Source organism: Streptomyces sp. NPDC005878 (assembly GCF_040629815.1).
In the GTDB taxonomy this organism is placed as follows: domain Bacteria; phylum Actinomycetota; class Actinomycetes; order Streptomycetales; family Streptomycetaceae; genus Streptomyces.
Window position 1 is genome coordinate 163,634 of sequence record NZ_JBEXWK010000006.1, and the last position, 24,711, is coordinate 188,344.

Consider the following 24,711-nt stretch of genomic DNA (forward strand, 5'->3'; position numbering starts at 1 on the left):
AAGCGCGCTCGTAACGCGTGTGGATCAGCGTGAACTGGCCGCAGAAGAGGCTCAGTTCGTAGAGGGCAGTGCCGAGGGTTTCGGTGGGTCGGGCAGTAATCAGGTGCTCCGGGAGAGGGGTCAGCGGCGCGGGCCGGGGGCGGTTGCGACCATGGCCGGCGGGGGCAGCGTGGCGGCGGGCGGCGACTTGGGGGTGGCCCGGCGGGCAGACGCGGGGGGTGTGGCGGCGCGGGCCATCTCGATCAGTTCCTTGCCGTCGATGAGCCACACTGCCTTCGCGTCGGCGAGGGCCTCGGGATCCGCGTCATCCAGTTCTTGGAGACTCAGGCCGTCCTCTATACGGTCGAGGAAGATGGCCTGCTCGACCGGAAGCGGCGTGGCGCGCAGGGTGGCGATGAAGGCGACGGCGTGGGTGCGGAACCGGGAGAGCGCGGACTCCAACCCGACGGTGTCGTGCGTCCCGGATTCGCGTTCCTGGGCCCAGCGCAGGTCGTGCTCGGCTTCGTCGAGCCGAGAGAGGTGGACGGCCCGCTCGTAATCCGGCAGCAGGCGCCTCTGGATCAACCCGGCGGCGAGCCAGGCTTCGTCTGCGGTGATGCTGCGTGGGGCCGGTGCCGTCACACGGACGTAGTCAGGGCTCGGGACCAGGGCGCCGACCGCGTATGAGCCGTCCGAGGGATGCTCGATCAGGAGCAGCTCGGTGCCGCCGCCGTCACGAAGGACTGCCGCGAAGCCCGGACCGTTCTTGTCCAGGGAGTGGTTCATAGCGTCGGTCGCCCACAAGTACTCCCGCAGGTGGTGCTTGTCGTGTTCCTCGCGCAGGGGCTCGACGTCTGCCATCCAGTGGCCGGGCAGTGCCGCCACGATGGCCTCGGCGACGTCGCCGAGATAGGGGTGGGGGTGGGTGACGACGCTCACCTGGCAGTCGCGGGCGGTTTGGTGGAGATGCGTGAGTGCTTGACGCGCCCCGGCCTGGTCAGCCAGTGGCAGGGTGCGGACCTGGTCGTGGTTCCTGGTGAAGCCGGCCAGGTCCAGTGCGGTCTCCGCCCACCTGCGACTGGCCCCGCTCGCCAGGGCGATGATCTTGTCGTGGGCGCTGAGGTACAGCGTGATCTCGGCGGATGGGGTCATGGTGCCTTGTGTCGTGAGGGATCAACGTCGGTGAGAATGCGCAGAGGCGGGTGCAGGCGGCGCCGGCATCGAAGGTGCCGTGCGCGGCGGCCACCAGTTCACCGGCGAGCGGTGTCCGGCGGCGGGGAGCAGGTTCGGGTCGAGATCGACCTGGTAGCCCGCCGCGCTGAGCATCTGGACGGCATGGGTGGCCTGCTCGTTCTCGTGATCCTGGCCGGTGTCGAAGTGCAGCCGGATCCACATGCCGCGCAGGGTCGGGCGGAAGATGAAGCCCGCACGGTCGAGGATCCGGGCGGCGAACTCGTCAACGGGGCCCTCGACTTCGACTTCGCCGCCGCTTTTTCGGGCGATGCGGATCGGCTCGGTGCTCATGTTCACCGGCCCCGTGCCGGAGTGGGGCCATGGGGGCGTCCGCTGATGGCCGGGGCGGCCGGTTGTGCCGGAGGTCGTGCAGGGGCGGTGGTCAGCGCGGGGGCGCGTTGCGGTGAGGTGGCCGCCGCGGCGTGGGCGATGCGCTGGCGTCGCTCCATCAGCCCGTTGCGGACGTACGGGTGGGCGGGTTCGGGAGTGATCGCGGGGTCGAGCGAGTAGTCGGCCTGGACACTGAATCCGTGGCGGCGCAGGTCCTGTACGGCCTGGCGGGTGCGGCGCCGGCCGTCCTGTTCCGGTTGAGTGATCCGGTACAGACCCGGCAGGTCGGGGACGGGCTCGAACTGCTCGCGGATCAGGAACCACTCGGCCAGGTGCTCGGTGACCGCCGCCGTGGAGGCGGCAACGAAGCCGTATTCAGGGTGGACGGCGAAGTGGAAATGGTCGGACAGAAGGCGGATCCTTTCTGCGAGGGTCAGCGTGCAGGCCGCGATACGGCAACCGTGACCGCGAGGGGCGGGGGCTGAACGGGCTCAGGGGCCACCGCGACCGTGGCAAGCCGGGGCTGTTGGGCTCTGCCGCCGGCCTCCGTATGGAGCTGTGCGGCAGTGGCGACCAACTGGGTTCGGGCCGTGCTGCACTTCTCGGCCGCGATGATCCGCAGCGCCTTGGAGTCGCCTCGCAGGTGCGAGGTCTCCACCCCAGGGAGGGCTTCGCAGTAGAAGCCGGTGGAGGCGCAGTGGAGGGCTTCGGTGAGGTAGCCCATGGCGCGGGTGACGGCGGTCATTGCCTCGCCGAGCCGCACCAGAGTGTGGCGCTCGGGTAGATGCACCGTCTCGGGGGCGGCGAAGCGGTCCTGTGCGCGTTCGCTGGCGTAGGTGAGGTGATGGGCGAGCAGGGCGATGTCGTCGGCGAGCGCCGCGGCGTCCACGTCCGCATGGCAGGTGGGAAGTTGTGCGGCGATGTCGTTGAGCCGCCGGGCGAGATGGTCCAAGGTCGCCTGTGTGACGCCGGAAGTCATCAGACCGCCAACTCCAGCCCGTCGGTGCGCGAACGTTTCAGCGCGCTGCGCAGTGCCTGGCCGTGCCGGAACGCGAACTCTCGGGAGGGTCCCTCTAGTTCAAGAAATGCGGTGCCGCCGGCGGTCATCTGGGCGGGATGCTGTCGGTAGTAGTAGACGACGTGCGGCAGCAGCTCGCCCGGTGCGAGGTTGGTGACACCGTTGACCATGACGAAGTCCTCACCCTGGGGCAGCCCCCCATGCCCACCGGCGGCAACGACCAGTTCGGTGCGGGCCAGGAGCATGGTCTGGCCGAGCGGGATCTGGGCTTCGGGACTGGTCCAGTACCCGGTCACGTCACCGGGCCGGTGCACGCCGGGTGGCGTCGGGCAGCGCCAGATCGTGGTGGAGCCGTCCGTTTTCCGGCTGGGGCAAGGGCTGTTCGGGATGTTCGCCGAGCCAGTGACTGCGAGCGTCACGTACTCGTTTGCCGACCGCGGCCGTGATGTTCGCCATGTTGGTGAACAGGTCGGCTCGGAGGAACTGTGGTGCGAAAGCTGTCGGTTGGTCAACTCAGGGTGCAGTCGGTGCTGCACCGCGATGGTCGTGAGGCGTACACCATCTTCGACTCGCTGCGAGGAGTGCACGGCGGGGCGGACCTGTACCTGTCCGGCTATGCCTGCACGGGATCGGACCGGACGTACGCCTACCTCCTGGTCGATCACCTTCGGTGGCTGGAGCATGAAGGACTGACGCCGGAGGGCGTCGGGTACGGCGATCTTGAACGCTACATGGGTGCGATCGGAGCGAAGATCGCCGGGCCCTACGGACGTCCGTGGCGGGTGGGCAAGAGGCCGTATGGCAATGACGCTCTGCGCGGAGCCGCCGCGTGTGTGAAGGGCTTCTATCTGAAGCAGGCCGAGGCGGGCGTCAACACCGAGCTGGTGGGGGCGCTGAAGCTGCACCGGATGCCGACCCAGCGGGATCGGGACCGGTCGCTGCTCGGCCATCTGCAGCGGAGCATGCCGGCGAATCCGCTGGCGCCGAAGTCGGTGCGGCGCCGGCACAAGAAGATGCTGCCGGACGGTGCTCGGGCGGTGCTGCTGGATGAGGTCAACTCCTTGCGGGATCGGTTGGTGGTGGAGTGGCTGAGCGACGGCGGGTTCCGTGCCGGCGAGATGTGCGGCCTTCACCTGTGCGACCTGCATCTGCGGGAGGAGGCCGCGTGCGGGGAGTGCCGGGGGCCGCACGCCCACGTTTGTCATCGGGACGGGCTGGCCAACGGGGCGCGCGCCAAGACGAAGTGGGAGTGGGAGCTGCGTGACGGGGTGATCCACGGCGGTCTGATCAAGCGTGTCAGCCCGGCCATGGTCCATGCGTACTTCGACTACCTGACCCAGGAGTACCCGCGCGGCGCAGCCCACGGCATGCTGCTCGTTCAGCAGCACGGTCCCGGGCGCGGTCTGCCGTGGGCCCCGGAGGGGGCTCGCAAGATGCTCAAGCGGGCCGGCCGCCGGGCGGGCCTAGGGCTGATCAAGCCGCACATGTTCCGGCATACCTGGGCCAGCGCCGTTCTGGAGGCGGCCGAGGGGAACCTGTCCATCGTTCGTGACGCGGGCGGGTGGGCCTCGACTGCCGTTGTCGATGAGATCTACGCCCACGTCGACGTGAACGATCCGGTGTTTCATGGCGCCCTCCTGACGACGTGGGGTGAGTTGCTGTGAGCGAGACGCGGCGCATCCCTCTGCGCCTGCTGGCCAGCACGTCGGGCCGTGACCGGCGGGATCGGTTGGAGATCCTCACGGCTCTCCTGGCGGCCCCGGGTGTCGAGCCGGTCTACAGCGAGTCCGTGCTGCGCTGGGCCGGCGACCACCCGGTCTACGGCTGGTTCTGCCGGGTCAACGGCTGCCGCAACACCCGCACCAACACCGTCGATCTGTGCCATCCGCACCGGGCCGAGTGGCGAGCCGCGAAGCAGGAGCCCGGCGCCACACGCCGGGAGTTCCTGCGCACAGCACAGCCCAAGATCCTCGACCTTCGGCTGATGGAGCCGCCGGACTGCCGGTTCTGCCCTGAGCGCCCGTCCCGACATCTCGGACTGCGGCTGTGCCTGACCCACTTCAGCCGGTGGAACAAGGTCCTGTTCAGGAAGATGGACCGCACCTACGACGAGTTCGTCGCACTGCAGACCGAAGCACTGCCCGGCTACGGCGACTGTCTGGTCGCCTCCTGCGTCGGCCGGGCGGACAGCCCCCTGCGGCTTTGCTACATCCACGACGAGCGCTACCGCAATGACGGACGGCCCGGCGGAGCCCAGAGACCGGAAGGATGGGGCGGCGACCGGGTCGTCGGACGAGAGCCTGTCGAGATCGCCTGCACCGACCTCGACACCTTCCGAGACTGGTGCCGCACGGCCCGTCCCGCTTCGCGTGCCGGCACCACCAATCTCCTTGGCCTGCCGCCTCTGGTCCAGGCGGAGATCCGATGGGGGCTGCTGACTCATGCTCAGAAGACCCAGCGCTCTGCCTGGCCCCTGTGGCACATCCAGGCGGTGGCGAACCTGGCCCGGCTGCGCGGCGTCCAATCCGTGCTCGATCTCCTGGCCGATCCGGCGGTGCTCGCCGAACACGAACTGAGGATCCTGCGCGAGACCGCGGACGAACTGAGGATCGTCTACGTCACTCCGCAGGAGGCCAAGGCGGCCGGGTTCGTGGAGACCGAGCACTATGGCATCCGCTACCGGCGTCGCACCAGCCACTTCGACTTCACCGACGTACCGCAGCGCTGGCTGCGCGACCTGCTCTGGGATCGTGTCACCCGGCGCCTGCGCTCTCCGCAGTGCCCCCGCAGCCCGCAGCACATCGACTGCGGGCGCCGGGCGTGCGTCGAGCTCGGAGTCTTCCTGAGCGCCGTCGCTCCCGGAGGCGGCCATGATCCCGCCGTGCTCACCGAGGACCATATGCGGCGCTTCGTGGCCGATCAGAACAAGCGGGCGCGTGAGGGGCTGCCGTCGCTGGGGATCAGGCGTGACGGACGGCCGATGAAGGTCACCGGCTACACCCGCCGTCAGACCTTCAACGAGGCCCGGTCCATCCTGCGCGACGCCATGGACTCCGGCGATGCCGAACTCCTTGGCCTGCCGCGTGAATTCATCATCGCCCTGCCGACTGGGCCACGGGCCGACCGCACCCGCAACCCGTTCCCCGACCCGGTGGCACGTGCCCTGGCCGACGAGTCGAACCTGCAACTGCTGTCCGACCGCTTCGATCCGAGCGACATGGGCTATCGCGACGTCTGGGAGGCTCTGGTGTTCACCGGCCGCAGGGCCTCGGAGATCACCGAACTTCGGCTGGAGTGCACCTCGATCCACCGCAAGGTCCCCTTCCTCTGGCACGACCAGACGAAGGTGGGCAACCTCGACGAGGCCATCCGTATCCCGCAACGTCTCTACGAGCAGTTGGAGCGGCGCAAGGAGCTCACCGTCGGTCGCTTTCAGGACCTCTACGGCCGCGTGCCCCGGCCGAAGGAACGCAAGAGCCTTGCCCTGTTCCCCTCGTCCCAGAAGAACCCGGACGGCACGGTCGCGATCAGCTACAGCATTTTCGGTAACGCGTTCCGGGACTGGCTGGAGGCGCTGGACATCGGAACGTGGGTGCCACACCAGGCCCGCCACACGCTGGCCACGAACCTGCTGAAGAACGGCGCCGGCCTCCACCACATCAAGCAGTACCTCGGTCAGATCTCCGTACGGATGGCCGAGCACTACGCGAAGGTCGCCTCCTCGGAGGTCGACGACGCACTCGAGCGCGTCTGGGTCAGCGGGCCAGGCTCCGCAGCGCCGGGCATGCTGCTCGCAGCCCCGGGCGAGCACATGACCCGGGCCGAAGCCCAGGCCATGGCGATCGACCTCAGCCGCCGCAGCACCCCGGCCGAGGGCGGGTTCTGCACCTACCAGCCCGTGGTCCGCGGAGACGCCTGCCCGTGGAACCTCGACTGCCACAACTGCGACCAGTTCGTGATGTCCGGGGCCGATCTCCTCTACTGGCGCCGCAAGGCCGAGCAGTGGGCCTCGCTGGCCGAACGCGCCCCGAACGACAAGATCGCCGACTACCTCCACAGCCTCTTCGAACCCAGCGCCCGCGCCATCAGCGGCCTGGAGAAGGCACTGGCCGGCCTCGGCATGCTGGAGGACGCCCTCGCCCTGGACCTCAGGCGCCCCCAGGACTACTTCGACCGCATGTGGACGCTCGCCTTCAAAGCCAGTGACCTCGCAGCCATCAACCCCGATGACACCGACTCGTACGAGGAACCCGCATGACCTCTTCATCACAGCGCACCGCCCAGGCTCTCCGAGCACGGAGCCAGAAGACCGAAGCCAGCCTCGTCCGCATCAAGAGCGTCGTGGACCTGCTCGCCAAGAGCGGCGGCCCGATCACCGTTGCCGCGGTCGCCCGGCAGGCCGATGTCTCGCGCACCTTCCTTTACGAACACACCGAAGCCAGGAACGTCGTTGCCGAGGCCGCCCTCCGGACCCGCGGACTGCGAGCGCAGACGGATCAAACGCAACGCGAGGTGGTGGTGGCTTCCTGGCGTGAACGCGCACTCAACACCGAGGAGGCTCTCAGGACCACCAACGCGGAGGTCGTCAACCAGCGGGAGCGGATCGCCGAACTCCTCGGCCAGATCACTGAACTGCAGGGAGAGTGGACCGACGCCGATGTCGTGCGCATCACCAGCGCCAACGTCGCCCTGCAACGCGAAGTCAGGGCCCTGACGGCCGAACGTGACCGCCTCACCAAGCGTCTTGCTGCTGCCCGGGACAACGCACGGTTCGCCGACAAGCGAATCGCCGCCCTCGAAGCTCGGATTGCCGAGCAGCTCTCCGCCCCACCCTCCTAGAGACGCTCGGCCCTCACTACCGGGCTTGCAACCGGTACCCAGGTACAGGTTTACCGTCGTAGGTGTCTCCACCACCGGAGATGTGACGACGGGAGCGAGCGCGATGAGTGATCTTGACTGGGTGCCGCAGTCCTGCACGCTGCCCACCACGGAGCAGCCTCTCCGCGTCGCCGAGTGGGATGCGCTGTTCTCTGACCGCTTGAGGTCGCTGTCCCGGCCGCAGCCGCTCCACCTGCTCCTTGACCTAGCGGGTGGTGAGGGCGTCGACGGCCGGGTCCGTGACCTGGTGGAACGCGAAAGCGGCTGCTGCTCGTTCTTCATCTTCACCACCATTGCGGGCCAGGACCTGATCCATCTGGACATTTCGGTGGACCAGGCGCACGAGACGGTCTTGGACGCCCTGGCAGTGCGGACTGCTGCCGTCGTGGAGCAGCGATGAGTGCGGGGCTGCGCAGCGGGCAGGTCGCCGAGGCGGCCGGGGTGAACATCCAGACGCTGCGCTACTACGAGCGGCGCGGACTGCTGGCCGAGCCGGAACGCAGCAACGGCGGTCATCGCCTGTACGGCGACGATGCGGTGACCGCGCTGCGGGTGATCAAAGCTGCTCAGCGGCTCGGCTTCACGCTGGATGAGGTCGCCGACCTCCTGGACGCCGGCCGCCACCGGCATGGCCGACCCGTGGCCGGGCTGCAGGGCCGCGCCGCGGCCAAGCTCGCTGAAGTCGATGCGAAGATCGCCGACCTCACCACGATCCGCACGGCTCTCGCTGCCGCGGTAGAAGCGGGCTGCGACGACCTGACCGCGTGCGCCTCGATGGCCTGCTGCCCAATTCCCTTCACCGACCTCGCCGAGGAGAACCGCCATGCCGAACCCTGCTGCTGACCCTCGCCCCGGGCGTGCCCCGAAGGCACTGGGAGGTCTGGCCGCGCTCGCCTGCATCGCGTGCTGCGCGCTGCCCGTCCTGATCACCGCTGGGGTCATCAGAGCCGGAGCCGGAGCCGGAGCTGGGGCCGGGGCCGGGGCGGTGGTGGGCTGGTTGCCCGTCCTCGCTGTCGTCCTGGCGGTGCTCGCCGCCAGCACTTGGTGGCTCGGCCAGCGCCGCCCCTCCTGTTCCTGCGCACCCAAGACCGCAGGTGAGAGTGGGTGCAGCTGCAAGGGATCCGCCGCCCCGCTGAAGTTCAGCGGCACGGACCGCCGGTAGGGTCCGGCCGTATGACTGTCGCTCGTTCGGTTGCCCTGTTCGTCGTCGCCGCCCTCTTCGAGATCGGGGGTGCCTGGCTGGTGTGGCAGGGCATCCGCGAACACAAGGGATGGATCTGGATCGGTGCCGGCGTCATCGCCCTCGGCATCTACGGCGTCGTCGCCACCTGGCAGAACGACGACAACTTCGGCCGCATCCTCGCCGCCTACGGCGGCATTTTCGTCGCCGGATCGATCGCCTGGGGCATGGTCGCCGACGGCTACCGCCCCGACCGCTACGACATCACCGGAGCTCTGGTCTGCCTCGCAGGCATGGCCGTGATCATGTACGCGCCGCGCGGGCACTGACCATGCTCCTCGAAGGTGCGGCCGTCCCACAGCAGGCAGGGATCGCCACCAGCGAAGGTTCGCCTCAAGGCTATCGCCCAGACCCTCGCTACTCGCGCAACGGAGGCGCATGTGCACTGCAGGGAGCGCGGCTTCATGAGCACTACTTCCTGCGGACACACCGGAATCCGCGATCAATGCGTAGTGCGCGTGTTCAGTGGTCATGAGCAGAATCGCCCGCCAGGCTCTGAATAGTAGTCATTCCCGGTGGTGCGTTCTGTTGCCGAGGCCGCAAGGGGATGGATTTTCCATTTCTCCGCAGGAAGTTCGTGGTGTGGGGTTGAGCTTCAATGGTCGCTACGATCGCCGGTTACCCAAACCGGTGATCGTCGGCTATGTTGCGGTCGCTTGTATGGACGTTTGAGCGCGCGTTACCTCGTGGTTCCCGAGGAACGTCCGAGAGGGCAGCAGCCTGGCGACGGTGCGGTACGCGGTTCTCCAAGGGGCTGGGCTGTAGGCAGTGCGTGGTCAGCGGGCCCGGCGCATGCAAGCCCATGTTCCCCAGCTGGCTTCTGCTTCTATGCCCGTCGGGTGTGGGTGCCGGTGGCGGTCGTCACTGGTGCTTGCCGTGTTCGCCGTGGGTTTGGTCCTGGCTGGTGTCGGGGTCGCCGCCCATCATGCGGAGCATGTCGCGCCCGCCGGTGCGCAGGAAGCGGATGAGGAGGGCTGCGGCCAGGACGAGGAAGGCGATGTTGAGGAAGGTGGTGTAGTTCCAGGTGATGCCCTCCATGGGGAGCTTCGCGTCGGCCTGGTCGGGGATCAGACCGAGACCACCGAAGGTGAACTCCACGACGTACCCGGCGATGACGGTGGCGAGGTAGAAGGTGCCGAGGAGGAACAGGGCCATCTTCGCGCCGTAGTACTTGCGGTAGATGTTGAGGATCGGCAGGATCAGCAGGTCGGCGAAGATGAACGCGACGACGCCGCCGAAGCTGATGCCGCCCTTCCACAGCACGACCGCGAGGGGCACGTTGCCGATCGAGCAGACGAATGAGGCGATCGCGACGAGCGGGCCGATGATCGGGCCCCAGAGCTTGGCCGCGAGCGGGTGGCCTTCGAAGAAGAAGGTGCTCCAGAACGAGTCGGGCACCCAGGCGGCGATGGCGCCGGCGATGAGCAGGCCAATGACCAGATCGCGCAGGATCGCCGCCCATTCCATGACGAACACATGGCTCGTTGAGGTGAACCCTTCGGAGGACAGCAGTCGGCGGGCGAAGGAACCCTCGCGCTGGACGGACATGTCCATCGCGGCGTGGCCTTCCATGGACCCGGCCAGTCCGCGTTCGGCCTGCTCGCGAGCTTGGCGCAGGAGCTTGTCGCGCAGGAACAGGCGAAAGAGCACGGCCAGGACGACGATCATGATGGGGCCGCCGACGAACTCCGCCGCGGTGAACTGCCAGCCCATCAGCAGAGCGAGGATGACGCCGAGTTCGACGACGAGGTTGGTGGAGGCGATCTCGAAGGCCATCGCGGCGGTGAAGTTCGCGCCCTTGCGGAACAGCGAGCGGGCGAGTGCGACTGCGGCGTACGAGCAGGAGGACGAGGCGGCGCCGAGGCCGGCGGCGACGGCGAGGGTACGGGGGCGGTCGTCGCCGAGCAGGGAGACGACGGTGGACTTGCGGACGACGGCCTGGACGACGGCGGACAGGGCGAACCCGAGGATCAGGGCCCAGGTGATCTCCCAGGTCATGGAACCGGTGATCGACAGTGCGTGCAATACGGCGTGGATCATCTCTGAAGCCTTCCGAGGCGAGCACGAGATGGGGCCGACCGACACGTCGCACTTGCGCGGCGCGGGCGGCTGGGTGTGGGGGCGCCACCCGCGTGGGGTGGCGCCCCACGCGGGGTCAGCCGACGCTCAGGGTCAGGGCTGCGGTGTGGAGCTTGCCGCCGGTCTGGAACTGCAGGAACAGCCGCCAGTTACCGGACGTCGGCAGTTCCGCGTTGAAGGACAGCTCCGGCCCGCCGTGGTCGCCATCGACCTTGGTGATCGGGTGCAGGTGGGCGAACGCGGTGTCGCCCTCGTGGAAGGCGGTCAGGTGGGCGTACGTGTCGAGGTAGGGCTGGAGGTCGGTGACGGGCTTGCCGTCCTTGGTGACGGTCACCGTCATCGGGTGCTCCATCCCGGCCATCGGTTCGCCCTTGACGGTGACGGTGTAACCGTCGACCTCCGCGGTCTTGCCGGCGGCCGGCAACGGCGTCTTCGACGCCGTGCCCGGAACGGTGGCGGTGCGGGACAGGACGAGCGCGGTGTCCTTCCCGGCCCCGGTGTCGGGGGTGAAGGAGGCGAACATGCGCCACGAGCCGGGTGCGAGTGCGGCCAGGTCGGCGGTCCAGGTGCCGTCGGCGGCCATGGTCGGGTGGAGGTGCTGGAAGCCGGTCAGGTCGGAGCGGATGGCGTAGAAGTGCATCCGCTTGGTCTGGTCGACGGCGAAGCTGGTGACGGGCTTTTTGTCCGGGCCGGTGACCGTGAACCGGTACCCGGTCGGCTTGCCCGCCGCCAGCGTCGTGTCCTTGCCGGTGAGGCGGTAGCCGTCCTTGTTGTCCGCGAGGCCGTTGCCGGCGGCCATGTGGTCCATGCCGGGCATGTCGCCCATCGAGGGCGAAGTGCTGGCCGAGGCGGACGGGGACGACTTGGCGCCGTGGTCCATGCCCGGCATCGAAGAGGAATCGCTGGACGAGCCGCAGGCGGCCAAGCTCACCGCCAGGACAGCAGCGGTGCCGGCCGCCGCGAGAGCACGACGACGCACGGCGGGAAGGGAAGTAGCGAACATGTGAGTGGTCTTTCCGGGTGGGCGCACCACGCCGGGCGGGCGCGCGCAGATGAGCAGGACACGTCGCCGGCTCCCGGTGAACATCCGGGTTCCGGCACAGGTCCACTCAGGTCCGCGCGATGCACACCTGGAGCAGCAGGCTCCGCCCACCTGGCGGAGGTGGGCCGCGCCGTCCGGTCCGCCCCAGCGGCACGTGCCGGCCCACGATGAGCGCGATGGCCAGCACGGCGACGACGGTCATCAGGCCATCCGTCGGTAGCGGGTTCATGTCGCGGGCGGGCGTCGAGACGCACATCGCCCCATCCATCGAAGGCGTCGTTGATGCCTGCTGCGCACCGGCGTGGGGCATCGCCGGTGGTGTCGCAGATTCCATCGCGGCGTCTGCGTGGCCTTCGGCCATCGGAGCGTTCGCAGACATCGTGCCGTGGCAGCCTTCGGCGGCGGTGGCCGGTGCCCCGTGCATGAGGAACAGGCCGAACAGGACCGCACACAGCGCGAGTAGCCGGGCGATACGCCGCTTGCGCGCTGTGCTGGTGCCTGTCACCGTCGTCCCTTCCTCGTATGAGCGGGCGCGTTCAGGACGCGCAACTGGTCCAACAATACCCGGGCGGGGTATCTGGCGGAGGTGTCCCACTGCTGCCGGTCAAAGCGTATGGCGTTTGGCCAGCATCTCGCGTGGCGGGCCGGGGCGACATCGGGGAGCAGAGTGATGGGTGGCCGGGTGTCTCTAGGTGCGATGACGAGTGGGGGTGGTTTATTGGCGGCCGACTGCGGCGGCTTGCTGGGCGGCTGCCCTGGGGTTGAGGTAGGTACCGCCGGTGGCCTTGGGGCGCAGGCCCTTATCGAGGTCGTAGCGCAGGGGCTGCCCGGTGGGAATGTTGAGGATCTCTACCTCTGGCGTGGTGAGTTGGTCGAGGTGGGTGACCAGGGCGCGTAGTGAGTTGCCGTGGGCGACGACCAGGGTGGTGCGGTTGGCCGTGAGGTCTGTGCAGATGCGGTCGGCCCAGTACGGGAGCAGTCGTGCGTGGACGTCGGCCAGTGACTCGGTCAGTGGCCAGGCGTCGGGTGGCAGGCTGCGATAGCGGTCGTCGTTCCAGGGAGTGAGGGCTCCGGGCAGGGCGGCTGGCGGCGGGGTGGCCCAGGAGCGGCGCCAGGCGTGGTAGGTCGCTTCGTCGGTGCGTTCGCTTACCTGGGTTTTGGTGAGGCCGGTGAGGGCGCCGTAGTGGCGTTCGTTCAGTCGCCAGCTGCGGGTGACGGGGATCCAGGGGCGGTCCAGGACGTCCAGGACGATGTCGGCGGTGGTGATGGTGCGGCGCAGGAGCGAGGTATGGACGACGTCGGGCAGCAGGTCGGCGGCGGCCATCAGGTGGGCGGCGTCGTTGGCCTGCTCGTGTCCGGTGGGGGTGAGGGGTGCGTCGGTCCAGCCGGTGAAGATTCCGTCCGCGTTGGCGGTGCTCTCTCCGTGGCGGAGCAGGATCAGTGTTCCGGTCATGCTTGCTTGCCTGTGAGGCCGTAGGGGAGTTCGGGGTGGGATGCGGCGATGGCGAGGAGGCGGTTGTACTTGGCGACGCGTTCGCCGCGGGCGGGGGCGCCGGATTTGATCTGTCCGCAGCCGGTGGCGACGGCGAGGTCGGCGATGAAGGTGTCGGGGGTTTCGCCGGAGCGGTGGGAGACCATGGCCGCGTAGCCGGCGTCGCGGCAGATGGTCATGGCTTGGAGGGTTTCGGTGACGGTGCCGATCTGGTTGACCTTGATCAGGGCGGCGTTGGCGATGTGGTCTTTGATGGCCTGGGTGATGATGGCGGGGTTGGTGACGAAGTTGTCGTCGCCGACGAGCTGGATGCGGTTCCCCAGGGTGGTGGTGAGCTGCTGCCAGCCGGCGGTGTCGTCCTCGCCGAGGCCGTCCTCGATGGACCAGACGGGGAAGTCGGCGATGATCTGTTCGTAGCGGGCGATCATGTCGGCGCTGGTCAGGGCTTCGCCTGCCACGCGGTAGGTTCCGTCCTTCTGTCGGAATTCGCTGGCGGCGGGGTCCAGGGCGATGGCGATGCCGTCGCGGCCGGGGGTGTATCCGGCGTCGGTGATCGCGGCGACGATCATGCGCAGGGCGTCTTCGGGCTGGGCGATGTCGGGGGCGAAGCCGCCCTCGTCGCCGAGGCCGGTGGCGTGTCCGGCCTCGTGCAGGCGCGTGCGCAGGGCGGTGTAGACCTCTGCTCCGGCCCGGATCGCCTCGGGCAGGGAGGGGGCACCGAGCGGGGCGATCATGAATTCCTGGAAGTCGAGCGGGTTGGGGGCGTGCGCCCCGCCGTTGAGGACGTTGAAGTGCGGTACAGGCAGGCGCGGCGTGACACCGGGCGGGGCGAGGTGGGTGTGCAGTTCCTTTCCGGCGGACTGGGCCAGGGCGCGGGCCAGGGCGAGGGAGCAGCCGATGATCGCGTTGGCGCCCAGGCGCGCTTTGGTGCCGGTGGCGTCCAGGTCGTTCATTGCGGTGTCCGCGTCGGCGAGGGTGTCCCAGGTGCGGGAGCGCAGCAGGTCGGCGAGTTCGCCGTGGACGTGGTGGAGGGCGTGCTGTACGCCGGCGCCGTTGTAGCGGGCTCTGTCGTCGTCGCGGAGTTCGACGGCTTCGCGGGTGCCGGTGGAGGCCCCGGAGGGCACACCTGCGTCAGCGGTGGTGCCGTCCGCGAGGCGGAGGGTGACGTGGAGGGTGGGGCGGCCCCGGGAGTCGAGGATCTCGGTGGCGTCCAGTGCGCTGACGGTGAAAGTCATGATCTGCTTCCTTCTGTGAACGGGATCAGGCGGCGGGGCAGATGCGGCCCGGCCGGGTGATGGCGAGGAGGATTAGGGCGGCTGCCTGGATGCAGGCGGTGACGATGATCAGGGCGGGAATGGACACGTCGTACAGGACACCGGCCAGCGCGCCGCCGGCCGCGGTGGCGGCGCCGACGACGGCGGCGAAGATGCCATACGCGGTGGCCCGGCGGTGCGGGCCGACGAGGTCGGCGACGGTGGCGCGCAGGGTGGACTCCTGTACACCCATGGCAGCACCCCACACCAGCGCCCCTGCCACCGCGAGCGGGACACTGCGCGTGAACGCCAGGACGGGGACCGCTGCTGCCAGGAGGGGCAGGACGGCCAGGACTTTGGGGCCGATGCGGTCGTAGGCCCAGCCGGTGGCCAGGGCCGCTATCGCGTCGACTGCCATGGCCCCGGCGTACAGAACCGGCACGGCGGCGGCGGTGAGCAGGTGGTGGGTGACGAGGTGGAAGGACAGGACGCCGAAAGTGGCGAAGCCGGACATGGTCGCCGCGGTGAACGCCGCGTAGATCCAAAACGCCCGGGGCAGCCTCTCCCGGGCCTGTGCGCCTTGTGCGGGTTCGGCGGTGGGTGCGGGTGCTTCGTACTGGGTGGGGTCGGGTACCCGGGCGCGCAGCCAGAACAGCAGGATCAGGACGGCGAGGCCGGGCAGGGCCAGGACACCGAGTGCGGGGGCGTAGTCGTCGCCGGTGGCGGCCAGGATCCCCGCGACGACGAGCGGTCCGACGATGGCGCCGATCTGGTCCATCGCTTCGTGCACGGCGAAGCCCTTGCCGCGGCCGGTGACGGCCGCGGCGTGCGAGAGCAGGGTGTCCTTGGCCGGCGAGCGGACCGCTTTGCCGACCCGTTCCGCGATGACCAGGGCGCAGGCCACCCACAGGGCCGAGGCGAGTCCCAGGACGGGCACGGTGATGACGGTGAGGGCGTAGCCGGAGATGGTCCAGGCCCAGAAGCGGCGGGTGCGGTCCGCGAGCGGCCCCGATCCCAGGCGCAGGATGAGGGCTGCGGCTTCTCCGATGCCGGTGACGATGCCGACAACGGCGGCGGTGGCGCCGAGGTGGGCCAGGAGGGGGCCGGTGATGGAGCGGGCGCCTTCGTAGACGAAGTCCGCCAGGAGGCTGATGGTGCCGAACGCGATGACGAACCGCCATGCGCCCATGCCCGGGGTGCGCCGCCCGCCGGTTGTCTTGAGGGTGTCGGGCGGGGTCACGCGAACAGCGCCTGGGAGAGGGCGAAGCCGACGAAGACGGCGCCGAGACCGGCCACGATGGAGGCGGCGATGTTGGCGGCGGCGAAGAATTTGGCGCCGCTTTCGGCTAGGCGCAGCGTCTCGTAGGAGAACGTCGAGTACGTGGTCAGCGCCCCGCACAGTCCCGTGCCCAGCAGCAGCTGCACGGTGTGCCCGGCGGTGCCGGACAGGGCCGCGCCGGTAAGGACGCCCAGGATGAGGGAGCCGACGACATTGACGGTGAAGGTGCCCCAGGGGAAGACCGTGTCGTGGCGGGCCTGGACGGCCCGGTCGGTGAGATAGCGCAAGGGGGCGCCGACCGCGCCGCCGAGGGCCACCAGCAGGAAATCGCTCACCGGTCCGCCCGGTGTGCGCCGTCGAAGTGCACGACCTGGACGGGTTCCAGGGTGATCAGCCCTTCGATGTTCATCTCCTCCAGCTGCGGGACGAAAGCCTGGATACGTTCCTCGGTATCCACGATCACCACGGCCACGGGAAGGTCGTCGGCCATGGACAGCAGGCGGGTGGTGTGGACGATCTGCCGGCCGCCGAAACCTTCCATACCGTGGAAGACCGAAGCGCCGGAAAGCCCGGCCGCGTGGGCCCGGTGGACGATCTCGCTGCACACGGGCTTGTGGTGCCAGGTGTCGGTGTCATCGACCAGGACGGTCAGCCGCAGCGCCGCCTGCGTATGCCAGCTCATGACTCGCTCCACTTCGCCAGGATGCGGCGCGTGCTCCACGCGCCCACGGTCACCGCAGCCAGTGCGGCCACGGCGGTTGCCGCCAGATAGGTGAGCGCGATCCCCGCACGGCCGCCGGTGACGAGACGCTCGATGTCCACGCAGTAGGTGGAAAACGTGGTGAAGCCGCCCAGCACCCCGGTCCCGAAGAACGGGCGCAACAGGGGGTGGGTGGAGAAGACCTCGGTGACGGCGACGAGGAAGACGCCGATCACCAGGCACCCGGCGGCGTTCACCGCCAGGGTGGTGAAGGGGAAGCTGTTGGCCGGGGTCGGCCATGCCTGGGCGGCGCCGAAGCGGGCGAGCGCGCCCAGCGCCCCGCCGCACGCGATCACCGGCAGGACGCCGTAGTGCGTACGCCGCAGTTCTTGGCGCTGTTCGGCGTCCGTCAGGTCGATATCGGGGTCGGTGGGCTCCGCCGCTATCGACAGTCCCGTCTCGTCCGAACGCATACCTCTCCCTACACGTGGTGCCCTGTGCGCGTGCGCGGACAGGGTTCTTCACGGGTAGGGACTGTTGGCGGCAGCATTGCCGCGGTTCGGGTACGGCGAGCCCCACCGCCGTAGCGGCGCACAAGGGCACCGCTACGGATCAGGTTACCGTGCGCCGCCTCGCACACGTGGAGCAACGCCCGGCAGCGCCGGGGCAGTGTGGCTGGCAGGTCGGACGGTGTGTGGCTCAGGGCGGAAAGTCCACGCGGGGTGTGTTCGAGGTGCCGTGTGGTGCCTGGTCGTTATTGCGAGGTTGCTGCGGTCCGGCAGGTGGTGCAGGTGATCCGACGTGCGGCGGTCGGCAGCGTACTGACGCCCATGCCGGCCGTACGGTGCAGTGCCTCCCGGGCGATCTGTGCGTGGTCGACGCAGACCGCGGCCCCGCACTGCCGGCAGACGGCGACAGCGGCGACGACGGTGTGATGGGTGCTCTGGCAGTCGTAGCAGTGCATCACTGACTCCCTGCGGGTGAGGCGGACATGGTGGCGGCGCGGGCGCCGCTGCTGCGGACGGCGGTGGCTCGGCGGTCCCGGCGTGGATGAGGGCGCGTTGCATCCCCGGCAGCAGCCGTAGTGGCCGGGTGTCTGGGGGTGCGATTCCCGCGGGGGTTCCGGCGTCCTTCCGGGCAGTGCCGGACGACACGTCGCGGGCGCAAGTGAGCCGGGCATCGTCGCACGCGGCAGCGCGGGGGCGGATCGTCTCGTCGTGCTCGTCCTCGGTGTTCTCCCGGACGCGTCTGTTCGGGACGGTGCGGCGAGGGACACGACGGTGGATGAAGGCCATGTGGTCGCTCTCCTGAGGGCATGGGTTCCTGACGTCTTCGGTCAGGAAGCCATCAGCCCAGGAGGGCGGTTCGGGCTCTGCGTGGCCCAGGCGGGATCCATCGCCTGACATGGAGTCAACTGCGCGGCAGCAGAGAGGTCAAGGCCCCGCCCGGGTGCTACGGGGATACGCGCACCCTCGCCGTCTCAGCGCAGGCCGGCGAGTCCTGCCCGGGTCTTCACGGGGCACCGGATGGGTCGTGCTGGTAGACGTCGGGGATTCCGTCGCCGTCGGCGTCGCGGTTCTCCTCTTCGGACAGGCGCCGGTAGACTCGGTCACGTCTCTTGATCAGGACCGCGGCGATCGCGGCGGCGATCAGCGAGCCGACCAGCACAGCGGCTTTGGCCTGCTCCGCCTGTGCGGGGTCGGGGAAGGCCAGTTCGCCGATCAGCAGGGCAACGGTGAACCCGATCCCGGCCAGCACGGCCAGGGCGAACACATCAGCCCAGGCCAGGTCCGGATTCAGGCGCGCACGCGTGAAGCGCGCCGCGAGATACGTGCCGGCGAAGACTCCCACGATCTTGCCGACGACCAGACCGATCACGATTCCGAGGGGCTCGGGACGGGTGAAGACCCCTTGCAGGGACGGTGCCGACACGCTCACCCCGGCTGCGAACAGGGCGAACAGTGGCACCGCGATGCCTGCGGAGAAGGGCCGCAGCAGGTGTGCGGTGTGATCGCCGGGCGAGTGCTTCTCGGGTTTCCGGCCGCGCCGGCCCTCGTCCGGGCGGGTGCGCAGGATCAGCCCCATCGCGACTCCGGCGACCGTGGCGTGCACCCGGCCGTTGTACATCAGCGCCCAGATGACCACTCCGAGCGGCACGTACCACCACCAGCCCCGCACGCGCAGGCGCTGGAGGACGTAGAACAGGACGAGTCCGGCGAAGGCGCCGGCCAGCGCGTAGAGGTTGAGGTCGCTGGTGAAGAACACAGCGATGATCAGGATCGCCCCCAGGTCGTCGACCACCGCGAGGGTCAACAGGAAGGCGCGCAGCGCGGAGGGCAGATGCGTGCTCAGGACGGCCAGGACCGCGAGAGCGAACGCGATGTCGGTGGCCATCGGCACCGCCCACCCGTTCCGTGAGCCACCCCCGGCAGAGGCCACCGCGACATAGAGGACGGCGGGCACCAGCATGCCGCACGCGGCGGCGATGACGGGCAGGGCCGCTGTGGCGGGGGTGCGCAGTTCACCCACGACCAGCTCGCGCTTCAGCTCTATCCCGGCCACCAGGAAGAACACGGTGAGCAGACCGTCCGAGGCCCAGTGCCCCACCGACAGGTCCAGGCCGAGCGCCGGGATCCCGAAGTGCGCCTCGCGCACTGCTTCATAGGCCGGTGCCCACGGCGAATACGCCCATATCAGTGAGGCGATCGCGGCGGCCAGCAGCACCAGCCCGCCGACTGTCTCGGTCCGCAGGGCCTGCGCAACTACCCGGCGCTCGCCCCAGGGCAGCAGACCCAGAAAGGGCAGACGTTCACGAGGAGCGGCACACATCGGAAAGAAGCCTCCGGGCACGATCGGCCAGCGGACACAGCGGTCCCTTGTCGCCGACCAGACTTCCCGGCACACCAGCGCGCATCTTGACGCGTTCCCTACACCCTATGCGTCGGGGCGGTGTGCCGTGCCCTGACGCTACTGCCGGCCGTCGGCCGGGCGGGAGTGGGTGCGGCGCCGGGTCCGCAGGTATTCGAAGGCCACCGGCAGTACGGACAGGGCGACGATGGCGATCAGGATGAGTTCGATGTGCGCGTTGACGAAGTGGATCTGGCCGAGGAAGTAGCCGAGCACGGTGACGCCCACGGCCCACAGCGTGCCTCCGATGATGTTGAACAGTACGAAGGTGCGGTAGCGCATGGCGCTCACCCCGGCCACGATCGGAGTGAAGGTCCGCACGACGGGCACGAAGCGGGCCAGCACGATCGAGCGCGGCCCGTACGTGTCGAAGAAGGTGTTCGCCTTTTCCACGTTCTCCCGCTTGAACAGGCGGGAGTCGGGGCGGTTGAACAAGGCGGGGCCGGCCTTGCGGCCGAAGAGGTAGCCGGCCTGGTCACCGGCGACTGCTGCCACTGCCACGAGCAGGCACACCAGCCACAGCGGCTGGGTGAGGTACTGGTGCCCGGCGACCAGCAGCCCCGTGGTGAACAGCAGGGAGTCGCCGGGAAGGAAGAAACCGATCAGCAGCCCGGACTCGGCGAAGACGATGACCAGGATGCCGATCAGGCCGAAGGTGGAGATCAGGTAGTCGGGGTCGAGCCACTGCGGGCCGAGCGCGAGGGTGGTCACCGGTCGGTCCTCCTGTCCATGGACGAGCGGAAAAAGTAAAGGGCTCTGGGCGCTGAACAGCTCCGGGGCGGCGCGTGCGGGCCGGGCCGCTGTCAGGCGCCCAGGGTGCCGGTGGCCAGCAGGGCGAACAGCAGGACGCCGATGATGATCCGGTAGATGACGAACGCGTTGAAGGTGTGCTTGGCGACGAACCTCAGCAGCCAGGCGATGGAGGCGTAGGCGACGACGAACGACACCAGGGTGCCGACGATCAGCGGGGTGACGTCCACTCCGGCCCCGACCGCGTCCTTGAGCTCGTACAGGCCCGCCCCGGTCAGGGCAGGGATGCCGAGGAAGAAGGAGAGGCGGGTGGCGGCGAGCCGGTTCAGGTCGAGGATGAGGCCGGTGGACATCGTGGCGCCGGAGCGGGAGAAACCGGGGAAGAGAAGGGCCAGGATCTGCGAGGAGCCGACCAGCATGGCGTCCTTGAAAGTGGTGTCCTCCTCGCCGCGCTTGTGGCGGCCCATCTGGTCGGCGGCCCACATCAGGCCACTGCCGACGATCAACGATCCGGCGACCACCCACAGCGAGGCGAGCGGCCCCTCGATCAGCGGCTTCGCCGCCAGCCCGACGATCACGATGGGGATGGTGGCGTAGATGACCCACCAGGCGAACTTGTAGTCGTGGTGGTGACGCTCGTCCCGGTTGCGCAGACCGCGCCCCCAGGCGGACACGATCCGCACGATGTCCTTGAAGAAGTACACCAGTACCGCGGCAATGGCCCCGACCTGGATCACGGCGGTGAAGGCGACCACGGACTTGTCGTCCACCGGGATGTCCATCAGTCCCTCGGTGATCTTCAGGTGGCCTGTCGAGGAGACCGGCAGGAACTCCGTCACCCCCTCCACCACGCCCAGAATCACTGCCTGTCCGATACTGATCGCGCTCACGGGCGCTGCCTTTCCTTCGAAGTGACGGCACCGGTCTTCCGGCACCGGAGCCCATGAACAACGAGCGCGGCCGAACCGGCCCAGCAGGCCGCCAGCAGCCACCCGGCCAGCACGTCGGTCGGCCAGTGCACGCCGAGAACCACCCGGCTGACACCCACCGCCACCGCCCACACCACGGGCAGAGCGAGCAGGACGGGCCGAAGGCGACTGCGGGCCCTGCGGTGTGCGGCGACGGTGAGCAGGACCGCGACGGCCATCGACGTGGTGGTGTGCCCGGACGGCATGGCCCAGCCGCTCGCCGAGAAGGCCCAGTCCGCGGCCGGCGGCCGGGGCCGAGCCAGCACGGAAGCCAGCACGATGCGCGGCAGCTGTGCCGAAGCCAACGCCACAATCCCCAACAGAGCCCCGTACCAGCGGACGGTTCGCGCGGCGAGCGCTCCGGCCAGCGCCGCCAGCACATAGGCGGGCACCCCGCTGCCTGTCACCGTGATCCCCACCGCCCCATCCCGCACCCACGACGGGCGGTGAGCCAGCACCCATCCGTGCACAGGGGAGTCCACCCCGAACGGCGCACCATGCGCCTCGTCGGTGGCGATCACGAGCGCCGCAAGGAGGCTCCCGCACACCACTACCAGCCCGGCAGGAAGCCACCACGCACCCCTGGCGCGGGGGCCGTCCGCATCGGGAGGGGGCATCAGGCATCCTGTCGGCACGGGCCGCATCGGCGGTGCAGCCGGACGGCATGGGAGACTGGTCGGACACAGTAACTTCTATTCGCGAATAGAAGTTATGGGTGACTGTAGACGACGCGCGAGGGAGACAGGACCGTGGGTGCTGACGAGCGACTGCCCGGCCTCGGCGGCAGACGCCGGGCGAACGGCGCCCTGGAGGGCGAAATCCTGTCGCTGCTGCAGAGCGCCGAGACCGCTCTTACGCCCGGTGATGTGGCGGCGGGGCTGACCACACCGCTCGCCCACACGACGGTGGCCACCACCCTGGCGCGCCTGCACGCCCGCGGCGTACTGGAACGCACCCCGCAGGGACGCAGCTACGCCTACTCTCCCGTCACCGACGAGCCGGGCCTGACCGCCAGGCACATGCACCAGGTCATGAACGGGGGAACCGACCGCGAAACGGTCCTGACCCGATTCGTGGACGAGCTGTCCGACCACGACGAAGACCTGCTGCGCCGCCTGCTGGGCACCGACGAGTAGAAGGGCAGTCGCCGCGATGCATCTGGCCGTCTACCTGCCGCTGCTCTTCCCTCTGCTGGCCGGCCCGGCCGCCGGCCCGCTGTCCCGCCGTCTGGAACCACGGCAGGCGACCTGGCTGCTGACCGCCGCCGCCCTGATCCTGGCCGCCTCCAGCACCGTGGTCCTGGGCCTGCTGGCCCTGGCCGGCCTGGTCCGCATCCCGCTCGTGGCCGCCCTCAAGGACTACTCACCCGACGTGATCGCCCACGAGGACCCGGCCGCATGGCCCGCCGCCCTGGCCGGCGCCATCCTGCTCACCCTGGCCGCCATCGCTACGGTCCGCCTCACCGCACGCAGAGCCGGAGCCCTGTGGTCCGCGGCCCTGGACGCCGCCTGCCTGCCCGGCCCCAACCCCGTCGTCGTCACCGATGACGACAGCGCCGACGCCTACACCATGCCCGGCCTGCCGGGCCGCATCGTCATCTCCCACGGCATGCTCGACGCCCTCGACCCCGCCGGACAAGAGATCCTCCTCGCCCACGAACAGGCCCATCTCAACCACCACCACTACGCGTTCGTCTCCCTCGCGCAGCTCTCCGCCGCCGCCAATCCACTGCTGCGGCCGCTGGCCACCGCCGTCGCCTACACCGTCGAACGCTGGGCCGACGAACACGCCGCCCACCACACAGGAAACCGCCGCGCCGTCGCCGAAACCGTCGCCAAGGCAGCCGTCGCCACCAAACGCACCCGCACCCCACGCCGCATCCCGGCCGCCGCCCTCGGCATGCTCGGCCGCCACCCCGCCCCGGGCACCGTGCCCCGCCGCGTCACCGCCCTCCTCGCACCCCCACCCCACAGCCCGCCCCTGCTGCTCCTGGCCGCCGGAGCACTCCTGGCCGCCAGCGGCCTGTCCGCCGTGGAAGCCGCCCACGACCTCCACCAGTTCCTGGAACTCGCCCACGCCCACTGAACCCTCCGATGTGTTCGGGAACGAGTAGTAACCGAAGCAACGTCATCACTGTCGTCTACCTGCCGTGCACCGTCCGTCGTTCTCCCACGGACCTGTCAGTGGGGATGGACTTCGGTGAGCAGAACGTGGATGCGCTCCGATCTCGTCGCGGATCCCGCGGACCGAATCAACGCGCTGCCCGGCGAAGTCGTTGCAGGCCGTAGACGGCAGCCCCGAGGAGGAGAACTGCGGCGCCGGAGATGACGGTGCCCAGGGGCAGCGAGAAGGCGAGGACTGCGCAGCCGGCCAGGCCGATGACCGGGACGAGGCGGATGGGTCGGCCCTCTTGGGGGGTGAGGGTCCAAGCGGAGGCGTTAGCGATGGCGTAGTAGGCCAGGACGCCGAAGGAGGAGAAGCCGATTGCCCCTCGTACGTCGGTGGTGGCAGCGAGCAGGGCGACGACGGCGCCGACGGCGAGTTCGGCACGGTGCGGGACGCCGTAGCGGGGGTGGACGGCGGACAGGGCGTGCGGGAGGTGGCGATCGCGGGCCATGGCCAGGGTGGTGCGGGAGACTCCGAGGATCAAGGCGAGCAGTGAGCCGAGCGCGGCTACGGCGCCGCCGACGCGGACGACGGGCACCAGCCAGTCGGCACCCGAGGCCCGTACGGCGTCCGACAGCGGGGCGGAGGCGTCCGCAAGTCCGCCTGGGCCCAGCACGCTCAGGACGGCAACGGCGACGAGGGCGTAGACGGCGAGGGTGATGCCGAGCGCGATCGGGATGGCGCGTGGGATGGTGCGGGCGGGGTCACGGACTTCCTCGCCGAGGGTGGCGATGCGGGCGTATCCGGCGAAGGCGAAGAACAGCAGGCCCGCCGCGCGGAGTACGCCGCCGACGGTGGCGTCCGCGTCGAAGTCCAGCCGCGCGGTGTCCACGCCCTCTGAGGTCAGGGCCGTGACGGCCACGGCGGCGAGCACGGCCAGGACGACCGCGACGATCGCCCGGGTCAGGAGCGCGGACTTCTGGACCCCGGCGTAGTTGACCGCGGTCAGTGCCACCACGGCGGCCACCGCCACCGCGTGCGCCTGGCCGGGCCACAGGTATACGCCGACCGTGAGAGCCATGGCCGCACAGGAGGCGGTCTTGCCGACGACGAATGCCCATCCGGCCAGGTAGCCCCATACGGTGCCCAGTCGTTGTCGGCCGTAGACGTAGGTGCCGCCGGACTGCGGGTAGAGGGCGGCCAGCCGCGCCGAGGACGTGGCGTTGCAGTAGGCCACGACCGCGGCTAGGACCAGAGCCAGCAGCAGCCCGGAACCGCCCGCGCCGGCCGCCGGGCCGAGCGCGGCGAAGATCCCGGCTCCGACCATGGAACCCAGTCCGATCACCACCGCGTCGGACACCCCCAGACGGCGCTCTATCACGCCTTCCCCGCTCGGGTCTCGCACCGTTTTCATCCCTGACTCCTTCTCGCGCGGGCCTTCGCTCGGCGCACCGTAG

General features: G+C 69.5%; 28 protein-coding genes. 9 read left to right on the plus strand and 19 right to left on the minus strand.

Going from position 1 to position 24,711, the window contains the following annotated elements:
- Window positions 1-120: 120 nt before the first annotated feature.
- Window positions 121-1,131, minus strand: a complete 1,011-nt coding sequence (locus tag ABZ404_RS12930) for a hypothetical protein (RefSeq protein ID WP_358830689.1) — start codon at window positions 1,129-1,131, stop codon at window positions 121-123.
- Window positions 1,132-1,152: 21 nt separating this feature from the next.
- Window positions 1,153-1,503, minus strand: a complete 351-nt coding sequence (locus ABZ404_RS12935) for a hypothetical protein (protein WP_358830690.1) — start codon at window positions 1,501-1,503, stop codon at window positions 1,153-1,155.
- Between the two features lie 131 nt (window positions 1,504-1,634).
- On the opposite strand from ABZ404_RS12935, the gene ABZ404_RS12940 reads away from it, so the two are divergent.
- Window positions 1,635-2,027: a hypothetical protein gene (locus ABZ404_RS12940; RefSeq protein ID WP_358990372.1), complete on the plus strand. Its 393-nt coding sequence runs from the start codon at window positions 1,635-1,637 to the stop codon at window positions 2,025-2,027.
- Here the strand turns inward: ABZ404_RS12940 and ABZ404_RS12945 are convergent.
- Together ABZ404_RS12945 and ABZ404_RS12950 are read right to left on the minus strand one after the other, a co-directional pair.
- On the minus strand, window positions 1,976-2,521 hold the full coding sequence (locus ABZ404_RS12945; protein ID WP_358830692.1) for a hypothetical protein: 546 nt from the start codon (window positions 2,519-2,521) through the stop codon (window positions 1,976-1,978). The genes ABZ404_RS12940 and ABZ404_RS12945 overlap by 52 nt on opposite strands.
- Complete coding sequence (locus ABZ404_RS12950) at window positions 2,521-2,979, minus strand: hypothetical protein (protein ID WP_358990375.1); 459 nt, start codon at window positions 2,977-2,979, stop codon at window positions 2,521-2,523. The genes ABZ404_RS12945 and ABZ404_RS12950 overlap by 1 nt, the downstream gene beginning before the upstream one ends.
- Before the next feature lie 69 nt (window positions 2,980-3,048).
- Here ABZ404_RS12950 and ABZ404_RS12955 point away from each other — a divergent pair, with 69 nt between their 5' ends.
- From ABZ404_RS12955 to ABZ404_RS12980, 6 genes are all read left to right on the plus strand, one after another.
- Entirely contained in the window at window positions 3,049-4,224 is a 1,176-nt protein-coding gene (locus ABZ404_RS12955; protein WP_358830694.1) for a tyrosine-type recombinase/integrase, read from the plus strand.
- Complete coding sequence (locus ABZ404_RS12960; RefSeq protein WP_358830695.1) at window positions 4,221-6,818, plus strand: tyrosine-type recombinase/integrase; 2,598 nt, start codon at window positions 4,221-4,223, stop codon at window positions 6,816-6,818. Before ABZ404_RS12955 ends, ABZ404_RS12960 begins: the two co-directional genes overlap by 4 nt.
- Window positions 6,815-7,399 carry a DUF6262 family protein gene (locus ABZ404_RS12965; RefSeq protein WP_358830696.1) on the plus strand — a complete coding sequence of 195 codons (585 nt, stop codon included), beginning with the start codon at window positions 6,815-6,817 and terminating at the stop codon, window positions 7,397-7,399. Before ABZ404_RS12960 ends, ABZ404_RS12965 begins: the two co-directional genes overlap by 4 nt.
- Before the next feature lie 103 nt (window positions 7,400-7,502).
- Entirely contained in the window at window positions 7,503-7,838 is a 336-nt protein-coding gene (locus ABZ404_RS12970; RefSeq protein WP_358830697.1) for a hypothetical protein, read from the plus strand.
- Entirely contained in the window at window positions 7,835-8,281 is a 447-nt protein-coding gene (locus tag ABZ404_RS12975; protein ID WP_358830698.1) for a MerR family transcriptional regulator, read from the plus strand. Before ABZ404_RS12970 ends, ABZ404_RS12975 begins: the two co-directional genes overlap by 4 nt.
- 330 nt (window positions 8,282-8,611) lie before the next feature.
- The gene (locus tag ABZ404_RS12980; RefSeq protein ID WP_358830699.1) at window positions 8,612-8,947 is read left to right on the plus strand and encodes a YnfA family protein; all 336 of its coding nucleotides are present in this window, start codon (window positions 8,612-8,614) and stop codon (window positions 8,945-8,947) included.
- 592 nt (window positions 8,948-9,539) lie between these two features.
- Here ABZ404_RS12980 and ABZ404_RS12985 read toward each other — a convergent pair.
- From ABZ404_RS12985 to ABZ404_RS13050, 14 genes are all read right to left on the minus strand, one after another.
- Complete coding sequence (locus tag ABZ404_RS12985; RefSeq protein ID WP_358830824.1) at window positions 9,540-10,715, minus strand: permease; 1,176 nt, start codon at window positions 10,713-10,715, stop codon at window positions 9,540-9,542.
- 118 nt (window positions 10,716-10,833) lie between these two features.
- The gene (locus ABZ404_RS12990) at window positions 10,834-11,736 is read right to left on the minus strand and encodes a hypothetical protein (protein WP_358990378.1); all 903 of its coding nucleotides are present in this window, start codon (window positions 11,734-11,736) and stop codon (window positions 10,834-10,836) included.
- 130 nt (window positions 11,737-11,866) lie between these two features.
- A complete protein-coding gene (locus ABZ404_RS12995; RefSeq protein WP_358830702.1) occupies window positions 11,867-12,304 on the minus strand; it encodes a hypothetical protein in 438 nt (145 codons plus the stop codon).
- Between the two features lie 210 nt (window positions 12,305-12,514).
- The gene (locus ABZ404_RS13000) at window positions 12,515-13,252 is read right to left on the minus strand and encodes a 2,3-bisphosphoglycerate-dependent phosphoglycerate mutase (RefSeq protein ID WP_358830703.1); all 738 of its coding nucleotides are present in this window, start codon (window positions 13,250-13,252) and stop codon (window positions 12,515-12,517) included.
- Complete coding sequence (eno, locus tag ABZ404_RS13005) at window positions 13,249-14,526, minus strand: phosphopyruvate hydratase (protein ID WP_358830704.1); 1,278 nt, start codon at window positions 14,524-14,526, stop codon at window positions 13,249-13,251. Before eno ends, ABZ404_RS13000 begins: the two co-directional genes overlap by 4 nt.
- Before the next feature lie 25 nt (window positions 14,527-14,551).
- Complete coding sequence (locus tag ABZ404_RS13010; RefSeq protein WP_358830705.1) at window positions 14,552-15,784, minus strand: MFS transporter; 1,233 nt, start codon at window positions 15,782-15,784, stop codon at window positions 14,552-14,554.
- A complete protein-coding gene (gene crcB / locus ABZ404_RS13015; RefSeq protein ID WP_358830706.1) occupies window positions 15,781-16,158 on the minus strand; it encodes a fluoride efflux transporter CrcB in 378 nt (125 codons plus the stop codon). The genes ABZ404_RS13010 and crcB (ABZ404_RS13015) overlap by 4 nt, the downstream gene beginning before the upstream one ends.
- Window positions 16,155-16,505, minus strand: coding sequence for a DUF190 domain-containing protein (locus ABZ404_RS13020; protein WP_358830707.1), 351 nt, complete (start codon window positions 16,503-16,505; stop codon window positions 16,155-16,157). Before ABZ404_RS13020 ends, crcB (ABZ404_RS13015) begins: the two co-directional genes overlap by 4 nt.
- On the minus strand, window positions 16,502-16,996 hold the full coding sequence (crcB, locus tag ABZ404_RS13025) for a fluoride efflux transporter CrcB (protein WP_358830708.1): 495 nt from the start codon (window positions 16,994-16,996) through the stop codon (window positions 16,502-16,504). Before crcB (ABZ404_RS13025) ends, ABZ404_RS13020 begins: the two co-directional genes overlap by 4 nt.
- A gap of 281 nt (window positions 16,997-17,277) precedes the next feature.
- Window positions 17,278-17,487 carry a DUF2180 family protein gene (locus ABZ404_RS13030; RefSeq protein WP_358830709.1) on the minus strand — a complete coding sequence of 70 codons (210 nt, stop codon included), beginning with the start codon at window positions 17,485-17,487 and terminating at the stop codon, window positions 17,278-17,280.
- Window positions 17,488-18,035: 548 nt separating this feature from the next.
- Complete coding sequence (gene nhaA, locus ABZ404_RS13035; protein WP_358830710.1) at window positions 18,036-19,352, minus strand: Na+/H+ antiporter NhaA; 1,317 nt, start codon at window positions 19,350-19,352, stop codon at window positions 18,036-18,038.
- Between the two features lie 138 nt (window positions 19,353-19,490).
- Entirely contained in the window at window positions 19,491-20,141 is a 651-nt protein-coding gene (locus tag ABZ404_RS13040; protein WP_358830711.1) for a VTT domain-containing protein, read from the minus strand.
- Window positions 20,142-20,233: 92 nt separating this feature from the next.
- A complete protein-coding gene (locus ABZ404_RS13045) occupies window positions 20,234-21,070 on the minus strand; it encodes an undecaprenyl-diphosphate phosphatase (RefSeq protein WP_355866818.1) in 837 nt (278 codons plus the stop codon).
- Window positions 21,067-21,669 carry a phosphatase PAP2 family protein gene (locus tag ABZ404_RS13050; RefSeq protein WP_358830712.1) on the minus strand — a complete coding sequence of 201 codons (603 nt, stop codon included), beginning with the start codon at window positions 21,667-21,669 and terminating at the stop codon, window positions 21,067-21,069. Before ABZ404_RS13050 ends, ABZ404_RS13045 begins: the two co-directional genes overlap by 4 nt.
- A 228-nt stretch (window positions 21,670-21,897) precedes the next feature.
- Here ABZ404_RS13050 and ABZ404_RS13055 point away from each other — a divergent pair, with 228 nt between their 5' ends.
- Both ABZ404_RS13055 and ABZ404_RS13060 read left to right on the plus strand, forming a co-directional pair.
- Complete coding sequence (locus ABZ404_RS13055) at window positions 21,898-22,284, plus strand: BlaI/MecI/CopY family transcriptional regulator (protein WP_358830713.1); 387 nt, start codon at window positions 21,898-21,900, stop codon at window positions 22,282-22,284.
- 16 nt (window positions 22,285-22,300) lie between these two features.
- A complete protein-coding gene (locus tag ABZ404_RS13060) occupies window positions 22,301-23,233 on the plus strand; it encodes a M56 family metallopeptidase (RefSeq protein WP_358830714.1) in 933 nt (310 codons plus the stop codon).
- A gap of 166 nt (window positions 23,234-23,399) precedes the next feature.
- On the opposite strand, the gene ABZ404_RS13065 is transcribed toward ABZ404_RS13060, so the two are convergent.
- A complete protein-coding gene (locus tag ABZ404_RS13065; RefSeq protein WP_358830715.1) occupies window positions 23,400-24,668 on the minus strand; it encodes an APC family permease in 1,269 nt (422 codons plus the stop codon).
- Between the last annotated feature and the right edge of the window lie 43 nt (window positions 24,669-24,711).